The sequence below is a fragment of the Paraherbaspirillum soli genome (genome assembly GCF_042654985.1).
GTDB lineage: Bacteria > Pseudomonadota > Gammaproteobacteria > Burkholderiales > Burkholderiaceae_D > Paraherbaspirillum > Paraherbaspirillum soli.
Map to the genome: position 1 here is coordinate 423,331 of NZ_JBHSMT010000013.1, position 13,289 is coordinate 436,619.

At 56.1% G+C, this 13,289-nt stretch carries 12 protein-coding genes; 5 read left to right on the top strand and 7 right to left on the bottom strand.

Features of this window, described 5'->3' with window-relative positions; all coding sequences use genetic code 11:
* The first annotated feature begins 40 nt into the window (after positions 1 to 40).
* Positions 41 to 1,393: a sensor histidine kinase gene (locus ACFPM8_RS09550; RefSeq protein WP_378997268.1), complete on the top strand. Its 1,353-nt coding sequence runs from the start codon at positions 41 to 43 to the stop codon at positions 1,391 to 1,393.
* Between the two features lie 108 nt (positions 1,394 to 1,501).
* On the opposite strand, the gene ispF is transcribed toward ACFPM8_RS09550, so the two are convergent.
* Entirely contained in the window at positions 1,502 to 1,993 is a 492-nt protein-coding gene (ispF, locus tag ACFPM8_RS09555; protein WP_378997269.1) for a 2-C-methyl-D-erythritol 2,4-cyclodiphosphate synthase, read from the bottom strand.
* Complete coding sequence (ispD, locus tag ACFPM8_RS09560) at positions 1,990 to 2,688, bottom strand: 2-C-methyl-D-erythritol 4-phosphate cytidylyltransferase (RefSeq protein WP_378997270.1); 699 nt, start codon at positions 2,686 to 2,688, stop codon at positions 1,990 to 1,992. Before ispD ends, ispF begins: the two co-directional genes overlap by 4 nt.
* 254 nt (positions 2,689 to 2,942) lie before the next feature.
* Between ispD and mfd the strand changes: the two genes are divergently transcribed.
* From mfd to ACFPM8_RS09580, 4 genes are read left to right on the top strand one after another with little or no spacing between them, the layout of a single operon-like run.
* Complete coding sequence (mfd, locus tag ACFPM8_RS09565; protein WP_378997271.1) at positions 2,943 to 6,389, top strand: transcription-repair coupling factor; 3,447 nt, start codon at positions 2,943 to 2,945, stop codon at positions 6,387 to 6,389.
* A 47-nt stretch (positions 6,390 to 6,436) separates the two neighbouring features.
* Positions 6,437 to 7,285, top strand: coding sequence for a phosphoserine phosphatase SerB (gene serB, locus ACFPM8_RS09570; RefSeq protein ID WP_378997272.1), 849 nt, complete (start codon positions 6,437 to 6,439; stop codon positions 7,283 to 7,285).
* Between the two features lie 51 nt (positions 7,286 to 7,336).
* Positions 7,337 to 7,699 (top strand): DUF4870 family protein, encoded by a 363-nt coding sequence (locus ACFPM8_RS09575; RefSeq protein ID WP_378997273.1) that lies wholly within the window; start codon positions 7,337 to 7,339, stop codon positions 7,697 to 7,699.
* Entirely contained in the window at positions 7,696 to 8,286 is a 591-nt protein-coding gene (locus ACFPM8_RS09580) for a GNAT family N-acetyltransferase (protein ID WP_378997274.1), read from the top strand. Before ACFPM8_RS09575 ends, ACFPM8_RS09580 begins: the two co-directional genes overlap by 4 nt.
* Positions 8,287 to 8,370: 84 nt before the next feature.
* Here the strand turns inward: ACFPM8_RS09580 and ACFPM8_RS09585 are convergent, their stop codons facing one another.
* From ACFPM8_RS09585 to ACFPM8_RS09605, 5 genes are all read right to left on the bottom strand, one after another.
* Positions 8,371 to 9,534: a cystathionine beta-lyase gene (locus ACFPM8_RS09585; protein ID WP_378997275.1), complete on the bottom strand. Its 1,164-nt coding sequence runs from the start codon at positions 9,532 to 9,534 to the stop codon at positions 8,371 to 8,373.
* A gap of 103 nt (positions 9,535 to 9,637) precedes the next feature.
* On the bottom strand, positions 9,638 to 10,093 hold the full coding sequence (locus ACFPM8_RS09590) for a hypothetical protein (protein WP_378997277.1): 456 nt from the start codon (positions 10,091 to 10,093) through the stop codon (positions 9,638 to 9,640).
* Complete coding sequence (gene rimO, locus ACFPM8_RS09595) at positions 10,090 to 11,472, bottom strand: 30S ribosomal protein S12 methylthiotransferase RimO (RefSeq protein ID WP_378997278.1); 1,383 nt, start codon at positions 11,470 to 11,472, stop codon at positions 10,090 to 10,092. Before rimO ends, ACFPM8_RS09590 begins: the two co-directional genes overlap by 4 nt.
* Before the next feature lie 206 nt (positions 11,473 to 11,678).
* Positions 11,679 to 12,239 carry a polyhydroxyalkanoate synthesis repressor PhaR gene (phaR, locus tag ACFPM8_RS09600; protein WP_378997279.1) on the bottom strand — a complete coding sequence of 187 codons (561 nt, stop codon included), beginning with the start codon at positions 12,237 to 12,239 and terminating at the stop codon, positions 11,679 to 11,681.
* A 260-nt stretch (positions 12,240 to 12,499) separates the two neighbouring features.
* Positions 12,500 to 13,240, bottom strand: coding sequence for a 3-ketoacyl-ACP reductase (locus ACFPM8_RS09605; RefSeq protein WP_378997280.1), 741 nt, complete (start codon positions 13,238 to 13,240; stop codon positions 12,500 to 12,502).
* Positions 13,241 to 13,289: the final 49 nt, after the last annotated feature.

Consider the following 13,289-nt stretch of genomic DNA (forward strand, 5'->3'; position numbering starts at 1 on the left):
CGCTAGCCTTTTTTAGCGTAACGCATTGCATCGTAATTCTATGACCGCAGCCAACCGCCTGGCATGGCTGAAAAGCGGCCTGCTGTGGCGGACGTTTTTTCTACTGGCATTCCTGATCACCGTCAGCATGGGAACCTGGGTCGCCAGCTTCAGAATCGTCGAGCGCGGCCCGCGCGCGCAACAAGTTGCCGCGCAAATCATCTCAATCGTCGCCATCACGCGCGCCGCCCTGACCCACTCGGCACCGGACTTAAGGCGGGAATTGCTGTTTGACCTGGCCAGTGACGAGGGCATCCGCATTTACCCACTGGAAGACACAGATAAAATCGAGCCGCCGCCCGACACCGCGCTGATGCCAGAACTGGAAAAAGAAGTGCGCGCGCGGCTCGGCAACAACACCAAATTTTCGTCGAAGGTCAATGACATAGGCGGCTTCTGGGTGAGTTTCAAGATCGATGGCGATGAATATTGGCTGATGCTGGATCGCGATCGGGTTGATCGCAATTCCGGCATTCAATGGCTGCAATGGGCCAGCGTCGCGCTGCTGTTGTCGCTGCTGGGAGCCATGTTTATCTCGACGCTGATCAATCAGCCGCTCGCGCGCCTGACCGCTGCCACGCGCGCCGTCGCGAAAGGCCAGCAACCTGAGCCGTTGCCGGAAACCGGACCGACCGAGATCGAAGAAGCCAATCGCAGCTTCAACCAGATGGTGAGCGATTTGCAGCGCATCGAATCTGATCGGGCGATTATTCTGGCGGGCATCTCGCATGATCTGCGCACACCGTTGGCGCGCATGCTGCTCGAAGTCGAAATGGCGAAGTTATCGGATGAAGCCCGGATCGGCATGCAATCCGACCTGGCCCAAATGGATGCCATCATCGGTCAATTTTTACACTACGCAAAACCCAGCGACACCAGCAGTTTTTTACCGATCAATCTGAGCGATCTGATCCATAACATCGCGCAGAACGCAGCACGTCAAAGCGATGTGCTGATTCAAACGGATATTGCGCCGGATGTGTACGTATCCGGCAACGAAACCGAGCTGATACGGGTATTCGACAACTTGCTCGAGAACGCCCGTCGCTATGGGAAAAAGGACGACGCCGACATCGTCGAGATCGACCTCGATTGCCACGTCCGGCAAGACAAGGTCCTGATCGAGGTGGCCGATCGCGGCCCGGGCGTACCTGACAGCGAAATGGATCGATTGTTGCGACCATTCACGCGCCTGGATGTGGCTCGTGGGCAAGCCAACGGCTCAGGCCTGGGACTCGCCATCATCAGCCGAATCATCAAACAGCATGGCGGCAAACTGCGCCTGCGCAATCGCGAAGGCGGCGGCTTGGCGGTGCAAATTGCATTGTCGGCGAGCCGCGATATCGGTAGATAGATATCAGCAAATAAGCTGACGACGACAGCGGGGCACCTCTAAAAACCTACTGCGCGTCCCAATCTCGGAGCTGCGATGCTCGCTACGTTTTTTAGAGGTGCCCGTGAATTACAGGTGGAACAGCAAGGCCACGGCTTCCGCCGCGATCCCCTCTTCCCTTCCCAAGTAACCGAGTTTTTCGTTGGTCTTGGCTTTGACATTCACCTGGCCGACGGCAATTCCGCAGTCGGCGGCAATGTGCTCGACCATCTGCTGAATATGCGGCGCCATTTTCGGTGCTTGCGCAATGATGGTTGAATCGATATTCCCTATGCCGTAACCAGCCGCGCCAAGCAACCTGACTGCCTCGCGCAATAACTTCCGTGAATTCGCGCCGGCGAACTGCGCATCCGTATCGGAGAAATGGCGGCCGATATCTCCCAGGCCGGCAGCGCCGAACAGGGCGTCGATAATCGCATGCAACAATACGTCCGCATCCGAATGCCCCAGCAAACCGGTGGCGTGAGGAATCGTCACTCCGCCAATAATCAATGGCCGGCCCGATACCAGCGCGTGGCAATCGTAACCCTGGCCGATACGAATTCCTGGATGTTTGTTCATGAATAGTCCTTCAAAAAAATCTCTGCCAATGCGACGTCATGTGGCAAGGTCACCTTGAAATTACGCGGGCTGCCTTCGACCAGACGCGGCTGCAAGCCCAGCATCTCAATCGCGCTAGCCTCATCGGTAACAGATTCCGCGCGCGTCAATCCAGTTTGCAATAAGCCATAGCGGAACATCTGAGGCGTCTGCGCGGCCCACAATGCTGTGCGCGGAACGGTTTCCGCCACCCGCTGATTCTGATCGCAGCGCTTCAGCGTATCCACCACCGGCAACGCCAGCAGCCCTCCCACGGCGTCGTCTCGCAGTGCCTCAATCAAATGTTCGATCAAGCCGCTGGTCAAACCCGGCCGTGCCGCATCGTGCACCAGCACCCAGTCGTCGTCCCCGACTTGATCTCGCATTGCATGCAAGCCGTTCAACACCGATTCATGACGGCTCGCGCCTCCGCAATACAGCAGCGTTACCCGGCCTTGCAACTGCGGCGCCGCAGTCATCAACTCGCCGATATAAGAGTCATCGGCGCTGATCACGACGAAGGTATGCGCGATAGCAGCGGTCGCGGCAAAGGTGTCCAGTACGTGCATCAGCATCGGCTTGCCGGCAAGCGGCATATATTGCTTGGGGAACTCGGCTCCCATCCGGGCGCCAATGCCGGCGGCGGGAATCAGGGCGAAATGACGTGGGGGATTCATGCGTTGCTACTCGGCAGAAAACTTTGAGAAAAAATCATGGCGGGCTTATGAAAATTTGCTGCATGCATCCTGCAGCGCTTGACCAAACAAAATCATGCAATTCGGCACTTAAGCTCGTAGTTTATAATGTTGCTCCGGATTTTAACTGTCAAATCAGGCGCTTTGCAGCTTTTTTACCTCCCATCGGATGCCGCCGACCAGGACCGGTTGTAAGATCTGGCACAGACTCTCACACATTGATGCACCACACCTTAATGTCCTTTGATCTAGAAAAATCTCTTCCCAAGCCGGGATTGCGTTTTGCGCTGCCTGCCGTGCATGGTTCAGCCGATGCCTATGCGCTGGCGCAGGCCGCACTTGCGTTGAAGTCGCGGCGGCAAATGCTGGTGGTGGTGGTTGCCAATGCCACCGATGCGCAACGGCTGCTGGCTGAAATCCCCTGGTTTCAAGCCAAGCAACAAGATGACAAGCAGGATATGCTGCGCTGCCATTTGCTGCCCGACTGGGAAACCCTGCCCTACGACGCCTTCTCGCCGCATCAGGATCTGGTGTCGGAACGGCTGGCTACCTTGTATGAAGTGCAGAACGGCCAGTGCGACGTGTTGCTGGTGCCGGCCACCACCGCGCTGGTACGGATGGCGCCGCCGTCGTTCCTGGCTGGCTATACCTTCTTTTTCAAGCAAGGCGAGACGCTGGATGAAGCGCGCCTGAAGTCGCAATTGACGCTGGCCGGTTACAGTCACGTCAATCAAGTCATGTCGCCTGGCGAATATTCGGTGCGGGGTGGCCTGATCGATATTTTCCCTATGGGTTCGGTGCTGCCGTACCGTCTCGATCTGTTCGGCGACACCATCGAAACGATACGCACCTTCGACGCCGATACCCAGCGCTCTTTATACCCGGTCAAGGAAGTCCGCTTGCTGCCCGGCCGCGAGTTCCCGATGGACGAGGCGGCGCGCTCGGCCTTTCGCAGCCGCTGGCGCGAAATGTTCGAAGGCGATCCGTCGCGCTCGGCGATTTATAAAGACATCGGCAACGGCATCGCCTCGGCCGGCATCGAGTATTACCTGCCGCTTTTTTTTGACGAAACCGCCACCCTGTTCCAGTATCTGCCGGCCGACACCACGTTCGCGCTGGTCGGCGATATTGAGGGCGCCATCCAGCGCTTCTGGAGCGACACCAAATCCCGCTATAAATTTTTAAGAGCGGATCGGGAACGCCCATTGCTGGCGCCGGAAGCCTTGTTCCTGACCGACGAAGATTTTTTTACCCTTGCCAAGCCGCACGGCCGCTGGATCATTCAAAGCAGCGATGCAGCATCTGAATTGTCGGCACCGATTCCCAACATCGCGGTCAATCGACGGGTCGAAGACCCGCTGACGAATTTACGCTCCTACCTGCTGCAAACCGATCGCCGCGTCATGATTTGCGCCGAATCAAACGGCCGCCGCGAAACCTTGCAGCAATATTTCAGCGAATACGATCTGCCGCTCGCCCTGTGCGACGGCTACACGGATTTTGCCACCTCGACGGCAAAATTGATGCTGGGCGTAGCGCCGTTGCACGCCGGGTTTGAATTGACGCAATTTGTCTTCATCACTGAAACCGAATTGTATGCAGGCACCGGCCGCCGCATAGGCAAGAAGAAGCAGGAAGGCGCGACCCAGGTCGAGTCGATGGTGCGCGACCTGTCCGAACTCAAGATCGGCGACCCGGTGGTGCACGTCAACCATGGCATCGGTCGCTACATGGGCTTGCTCAGCATGGATCTGGGTGAAGGCGAAACGGAATTCCTGCATCTTGAATACGCCAAGGACACCAAGCTATATGTACCGGTTTCGCAGCTGCATGTGATCTCGCGTTATTCCGGCGCGTCGCCGGAGGATGCGCCGCTGCACGCGCTCGGCTCAGGGCAATGGGAAAAAGCCAAACGCAAGGCCGCGCAACAGGTGCGCGACACCGCCGCCGAATTATTGAATCTGTATGCGCGGCGCGCGCTGCGGCAAGGGCATGCTTTCGAGTATTCCGCGCGTGATTATGAAGCGTTCGCCGACAGTTTCGGCTTTGAGGAAACCGCCGACCAAGCCGCCGCCATCAACGCCGTCATCAAGGACATGACCGGCGGCAAACCGATGGATCGCCTGATCTGCGGCGATGTCGGCTTCGGCAAGACCGAGGTCGCGTTGCGCGCCGCGTTTGTCGCCGTCATGGGCGGCAAACAGGTCGCGATCCTGGCCCCGACCACTTTGCTGGCAGAGCAGCATGCGCAGACTTTCGCCGACCGTTTTGCCGACTGGCCGGTCAAGATTGCCGAACTGTCGCGCTTCCGCTCCGGCAAGGAAATCACGCAAGCAATCAAGGGCATGGCCGACGGCACCCTGGATATCGTGATCGGCACCCACAAATTATTGTCCGATGACATCAAGTTTTCTCGTCTCGGCCTGGTGATTATTGATGAGGAACATCGCTTTGGCGTGCGCCAAAAAGAAGCGCTCAAAGCCTTGCGCTCCGAAGTCGACGTTCTGACGCTGACCGCCACGCCGATCCCGCGCACGCTGGGCATGGCGCTGGAAGGATTGCGCGAATTTTCCATCATTGCCACCGCGCCGCAAAAACGACTGGCCATCAAAACCTTCGTCCGCAGCGAAGGAGAATCCACCATCCGCGAGGCTTGCCTGCGCGAGTTGAAGCGCGGCGGTCAAGTCTACTTCCTGCACAACGAAGTGGAGACCATCCAGAACCGCAAAGCCATGCTGGAAGCGTTGCTGCCGGAGGCCCGCATCGCCGTCGCCCACGGCCAGATGCACGAGCGCGATCTGGAAAAAGTGATGCGCGATTTTGTCGCACAGCGCTTCAACATCCTGCTGTGCACCACCATTATCGAAACCGGGATCGACGTCCCGACCGCCAATACCATCATCATGCATCGCGCCGACAAGTTCGGCCTGGCGCAGCTGCACCAGTTGCGCGGCCGGGTCGGTCGCTCGCATCATCAGGCTTATGCCTATTTGCTGGTGCATGACGTGCAGGGATTGAGCAAGCTGGCGCAGCGCCGCCTCGACGCGATTCAGCAGATGGAAGAACTCGGCAGCGGCTTCTATCTCGCCATGCATGACCTGGAAATCCGCGGCGCCGGCGAAGTGCTGGGCGAAAATCAATCCGGCGAAATGCAGGAGATCGGCTTCCAACTGTATTCCGACATGCTGAACGAAGCCGTCCGCTCATTGAAAAACGGCAAGGAACCTGACCTGGCCGCACCGCTGTCGACCACTACCGAAATCAACCTGCATGTCCCGGCCCTGCTGCCCAACGAATATTGCGGCGATGTGCATGAGAGACTGTCACTGTATAAGCGACTGGCCAACTGCAAAGCGCAGGACAAGATTGACGACTTACAGGAAGAATTGATCGACCGTTTTGGCAAATTGCCCGATCCCGCCAAGGCACTGATTGAAACTCACCGCCTGCGGATTGCGGCGGACCCGGTCGGCATCATCAAGATCGACGCTCATGCCGAAGCGGCGCTATTGCAATTCATCCCCAATCCACCGATCGATGCGATGCGCATCATCGAACTAATTCAAAAGAATCGCCACATCAAATTAAACGGCCAGGACAAGCTGCGCATCACCGTCAACATGCCCGATCTGGCGGCGCGCCTGACCCAGATCAAAGCCACGATCAAAGCCTTGGCCGGATAATATCGCGGCGCTACTGACTACAACCTTCAATAAAAGATTACCGACTCATGAATCTCACCCTGCAAAGCCTGAACGCAGAACGCAGCACTGTTGACCGCATTGCCCTGATGGTCGGCGCCCCGGCGATCGACATCGGCGACGCCGACCACTATGCTTGGCGCTGCCGGGGGATCAGCTATTCCGAAGCACTGAAAGTCGAACTTGATCGCATCTGTTATGAGGCGGGAATCGACTATGCATTCAGCGCGCCCTCCGCCGCATTGAGCGACTTCAAGCTGCTTGCGATGGATATGGATTCAACCCTGATCACGATCGAATGCATCGACGAAATCGCCGATATGCAAGGATTGAAACCGCAGGTCGCGGCGATTACGGAAGCCGCAATGCGCGGCGAACTGGAGTTCGATGAAAGCCTGATCCAGCGCGTGGCCTTGTTAAAAGGCCTGGATGCGAGCGCGCTGCAACGGGTCTACGACGAAAGAGTGCAATTGTCGCCGGGCGCCGAAAACATGCTGACGGCAATCAAGGCTGCCGGGCTCAAGACCTTGCTGGTGTCCGGCGGTTTTACCTTTTTTACCGATCGCATCAAAACTCGACTTGGACTCGATGTCACGCACGCCAATGAGCTCGAGATTGTCGACGGCAAACTGACCGGCAAGGTACTGGGCGGCATCGTCAACGCCGAAGAAAAGAAACTCACCGTCCAGCGTGTCTGCGCCGACCTCGGCATCAGCCCTGCCCAAGCCATTGTCATGGGCGATGGCGCCAACGACTTGAAAATGATGGATATCGCCGGCCTGTCAGTCGCCTTCCGCGCCAAACCCATCGTCCGCGCACAAGCCGGCGTGGCCTTGAATTTTGTTGGATTGGATGGCATCTTGCCGATATTCGCCTGAGGGTGCCCCTGAAATCAACACCAATTTTTCCTCAACCCCTGAAGGATATTCATGACACAAGAACTGGTTTTCGATAGCAAACTGCACTCACTCAAAAACCTCGCCTGGTGGCTGTATCTTTTTCATGGCGCCAGCCTGGTATTTTCTCTGGGCGCGTTTTCCTGGATTCCGCTGATCATCAGCTATCTGAAGCGAGAAGATGCGTCCGGCACTTTCGTTTATAGCCATCACACTTGGCAAATTACGTCGTTCTGGTGGTATCTGCTCTGGATGGTTGTCGGCGGCGCCTTGTTTGTGACGGTCATCGGCATTCCCCTCGCATTTTTGGTGTGGGGTGTTGCCTGGCTCTGGAAAGCCTATCGTTTGATCAAAGGCTTGGTGGACTTGAACGACAACAAGGCGATGCCGGTTTGATTGGACAGATTCAAGCAATCTCGCCGGCAAACCACTCGGGCATCAGCGCTACCCACGCCGCGCATTCAATCCGGTTGATGTCCGGCGACGACATACCAGTGCTGATGACCATTCAGGCCGAATGCTATCCGCCGCACATGCTGGAGTCTGAGGCCGTGTTCCGCAGCCGCCTGGATGCCGCACCGAGTACCTGCTGGGTATTGACTGAACATCAAGACCAGGATCAGCGCCCTGCCGCTTATCTATTCAGTTATCCATCAAGCAAAGGTGCGATAACGGCGCTCGACGCGCCATTTAAGATTGCGTCGACGCCGGATTGTTTGTATTTGCATGATCTTGCCGTCGCACCGCATATGCGCGGCAAAAAGGCCGCCAATGCACTGGTTTCCGCCGCTCTGAAGCGTGCACGTGAAGACGGTCTGGGCTGGAGCGCTTTGGTATCCGTCCAGCACTCCCAGCCATTCTGGATGGCACAAGGTTATGTGCCGGTCGAGATTCAGCATTCCCCTGCCAGGGAAAATCTCGACAGCTACCAGGCGTCAGCCAATCACGGGCCAGCGATTTACATGCTGCAGCGCCTGATTTGAGTCGCTCTTTGCCAATAAAAAACGCCGATCTTTTTGGATCGGCGTTTTTTTTCGGAAGCTTTCGGCCGCGACTGATATCGACAACTACATGGCAGCGAAGGCTTGTTCGATATCCGCGATCAGGTCCTGCGGATCTTCCAGGCCGATATTGAAACGCACCAGCGTGCCTTTGTCCTGCCAGTTCTTGCGGATCGCCTGGATGCGGTAAGGAACGCACAGACTATTCGTGCCGCCCCAGCTGTAACCGATCTTGAACAATTTCAGGCTATCGACGAAGCGATCGGTTTGTTCCTCGCTGTAGCGTGCATCGAACAGCACCGAGAACAAGCCGGCCGCACCGGTAAAATCGCGTTTCCAGATCTCGTGCCCAGGACAATCGGCAAATGCCGGATGCAGCACTTTGGCAATTTCCGGCCGCCCTTTCAGCCAAGCGGCGACGCTGCGAGCGGCAGCATCATGCGCTTCAAAGCGCAGCTTCATCGTCGGCAAGCTGCGCAGCACAAGATAGGCATCGTCCATGCCAACGCCGAATCCAAGCCGCATGTGCGCCTTTTGCAGCCTGGCGTTCAATTCCTTGTCCCGCGTAATCACCGCTCCCATCAGCACATCGGAGCCGCCCGATTGATATTTGGTCAGCGCCTGCATCACGATATCGACGCCAAGATCGAAGGCCCGCAATGCCAGGCCTGCCGACCAGGTATTGTCGATTGCGACCAGCACGTCTTTGGCGTGTGCGGCCGCGCAAATTGCCGGAAGATCCGGCACTTCCATCGACACCGAACCCGGCGCTTCGGTCCAGATCAATCGCGTATTGGGCTGAATCAGATCAGCGATTCCGGCACCGATCAACGGATCGTAATAGCGCGCCGTGATGCCGAAATCCTTGCTCAGCCAATCACCCAAATCACGGTTCGGGTTATACACATTATCAGGAAGCAGTACATCGTCGCCGCTTTTCAGCAACGCAAAATCAACCATGGCGATTGCCGCCAAGCCGCTCGGCGCCAATAGGCAATATTGGCCGCCCTCGATCTCGGCCAGCCGTGCTTCCAGCGTGAAGCTGGTCGGGGTGCCGTGCAGGCCGTAGGTGTAGCCGCTCTTTTCCTGCCAAGTGCGGGCCCGCATCGCGGCTACGTTGTTGAACAATACGGTCGAGGCATGATGGATCGCGACCGGAAACGCGTCAAAACCCTTTGGCGCCGTGTAATCACTGTGCATCAATGCAGTTTGAGGATTCTTTTTCTTCATCTTGCGTCGCCTATTCAGTGTGTTCAGTCCGTATCCAAACTTAGCACGGCAATCCGACGGCTTATCGCGTGCTTGACGACATGCCGCCGGGTATCCTTGCTGATTACTTGGCCGATTTGATTGCCCGTACTTTTAGTACGAATGGCTTGGTCACCGCATCGTCGGTGGTGGACCAAGTGCCGCTAAATGTATCGCCGACCAATTTCCCCGCCCATTCGCCAGAAACATCCTTGCCGTTGATGGACTCTTCCAGCAAGACGTCGGTATTTTCCGACTCGCCGGCCAGCAGGATTTTGGCGGTCTGGCCAGCGAAAGAATAAGTGCCCTGAATACCTTCGGTAGGATCGGCCTTGAGTTGCAAGTGCATTTCAATCCGCGCATCGCCCAGCGTGCCGCTTAAGGTCATTGGCTTGACAAACAAATTGACCGTCGTCGCGGCGATCCCGCCAGCAACAGTTTCATGATCAGCGGCAGATGCCGCCGTGCCTGGACCCGAGGCAAGTGCAAGGCAAACGCCAGACAGCAGCGCCAGCGCAATAACGCGTTTTCGCAGCATCATGCGGCAGCCCACAAATCATGTGCATCGGAGGCGGTAATCGTGACATCGACGAACTGGCCCACGACCAATTTCTTGTGCGGCTCATACGGCGGCTTGACATACACGACGCCATCGATTTCTGGCGCATCGGCGCTGGAACGAGCAACGCCGCCATTGCGATCGACCGAATCGATCAGGACGCGCATGGTTTTGCCGACCTTGGCTTGCAAGCGTTTCTTCGAAATTTCTTCCTGCAGTTGCATGACGCGGCCACGCCGCTCTTCGCGCAGCTCTTCAGGCACCGGATTGTCCAATGCATTGGCAGTCGCGCCCTCCACCGGAGAATAGGCGAAGCAACCCAGGCGGTCGATTTGAGCTTCTTTCAGGAAATCCAGCAGATATTCGAATTCCGCTTCGGTTTCGCCAGGGAAGCCGGCGATGAAGGTCGAACGAATCGTCAGGTCGGGACACATCGCGCGCCAGGCTTGAATCCGTTCGATATTCTTTTCGCCGCTGGCCGGACGCTTCATCCGCTTCAGCACGTCGGGGTGAGCGTGTTGCAGCGGAACGTCCAGATATGGCAGCACCTTGCCTTCCGCCATCAGCGGAATGATCTGATCGACGTGCGGATAAGGATAAACGTAGTGCAAGCGGACCCATGCGCCATATTGCGCGGCCAGTTCGCCCAGCGCCGTCACCAGCTGCGTCATGTGCGTCTTGACCGGCTTGCCATTCCAGAAGCCCATGCGGAACTTGACATCCACGCCGTAGGCGCTGGTATCTTGTGAAATAACCAGCAATTCCTTGACCCCGGCCTTGAACAGATTTTCTGCTTCCAGCATCACGTCAGCGATCGGACGGGAAACCAGATCGCCGCGCATCGAAGGAATAATGCAAAAGCTGCAACGGTGATTGCAGCCTTCGGAGATTTTCAGGTAAGCGAAATGTTTGGGCGTCAGTTTGATGCCCTGCGCCGGGATCAGGTCGATGAACGGCGCATGTGGCTTCGGCAGATGTTTATGCACTTCGAACATGACTTCGCCGACGGCATGCGGGCCTGTGACGGCCAATACCTTAGGGTGAACTTTTTGGATAATGTCGTCGCCGGCGGCATCTTTTTTCGCGCCCAGGCAACCGGTTACGATGACCTTGCCGTTCTCGTTGAGCGCCTCGCCGATTGCATCCAGCGACTCTTGCACGGCGGCATCAATAAAACCGCAGGTATTGACGATCACCAGGTCGGCGCCGTCATAGGATTTGGCGGTTTCGTATCCTTCGGCGCGCAGTTGGGTCAGGATTTGCTCGGAATCGACCAGTGCCTTGGGGCAACCCAAGGAGACGAAGCCGACTTTAGGTGCAGGAGTTGTTGCGGCAGGCGCTACAGGAGAGACATTGGACATGGCGGAATAGAGGGGGACAAAGCAAAGCCGCTATTGTACCCCCTCCGCTGCCATGGTTACCTTGTAGGCACCTCGAAAAACCTACTGCGCATCCCAATCTCAGGGCTGCGATGCTCGCCGTACCTCCGTACGGCTGCGCTTCTCTCCCTGACCTTGGGCCGCTCGCTACAGTTTTTCGAGGTGCCCTGGCGTTGCACGGTGAAGGATTATTTTTTGGTTTTATCGAACGGTGGAGCAAATGGGAATGTGCCGAACATGTTCTTGGTCTGGCTCTGCATTTGTTCCTGCATCTGGATGAAGAGACCTTTACTTTGCTCGATGTAATTACTCATCATGCCCTGCATCATCGGCCCCTGGACGTTCATGAACTGAGTCCACATTTCCGGGCTGAACGGTTTTCCTTCGTAAAAGCCTTTTGAGTTTTCTGCGAGCTTGTTCTGGATGTCGATGAAAGCCTGGATATTTTTCTCCAGGTAGGAACCCATCATCCCCTGCATGGTGTGACCGTAGTAGCGAATAATCTGCGACAGCGCTGCGCTGGAAAACATCGGCGTACCGTTGGATTCCTCTTCCAGAATGATTTGCAACAGAATGCTGCGGGTCAGGTCCTCGTCGGTCTTGGCATCGAACACCACGAATTCTTCATTCTCCAATACCAATTGCTTGACATCGGTTAACGTGATGTAAGAGCTAGTCTGAGTATCGTACAAGCGACGATTCGGATATTTTTTGATCAAACGCTCAGAATTTTTTTTTGTAGTAGTCATTTCAGTCCCAGGTAACTGCACCGTAACGCATTCTAAGCGGTTGCATTACGAATCTCCATTCGCTACGGTACGTCCCATTATATTGCGCATTGTGGTCAACAAACAATTCAGACAATGAATAGATGCATTGCAATTAAAACCACAAACATCATCTGCAAAATAGCATGGGTAGCTCTTGATAATCGTCCATGAGCCGCCCATGCTATCGCGCCTGTGCTACTAGTGTCCTAAGTTAGTAACTCAGGACACTAGATAATCACTTACCCCATGTGCAGACCGCCATTCAGCGAGAAGTCCGAGCCGGTTGCATAACCGCCCTCTTCCGACGCGATCCAGGAGATGATCGAGGCAATCTCTTCCGGCTGGCCAAGGCGTTTTACCGGAATCTCGGCGATAATTTTTTCCAGCACTTCCGGCCTGATCGCGCGCACCATTTCCGTTCCAACATAGCCGGGCGAAACCGTATTGACGGTAACGCCTTTGGTCGCGACTTCCTGCGCCAGCGCCATCGTAAAGCCGTGAATCCCGGCCTTGGCTGTCGAGTAATTGGTCTGCCCGAACTGCCCCTTTTGGCCATTCACTGAGGAAATATTGACGATCCTGCCCCAACCGCGATCAGCCATGCCATCGATCACCTGCTTGGTGACGTTGAACAGGGAATTCAGATTGGTATCGATCACCGCATCCCAATCGGCTTTGGACATCTTGCGAAACTGACAGTCGCGGGTAATCCCGGCGTTGTTGATCAGGATATCAATTTCGCCGATTTCGGCCTTCACTTTATCGAAGGCAGATTTTGTCGATTCCCAGTCCGCCACGTTTCCTTCCGACGCATGAATATCAAAACCCTTCGCACGCATGTCGGCCAGCCATTTATCTTTACGCGCCGAATTCGGCCCGCAACCTGCCACAACGGTGAAACCATCGGTGCAAAGACGAGTACAAATTGGGGTGCCGATTCCACCCATGCCGCCTGTCACATAAACGATACGCTTTGCCATCTCTTGTCTCCTTAAAAAAACAATGCAAAAAATCGATACGTTATTTGTC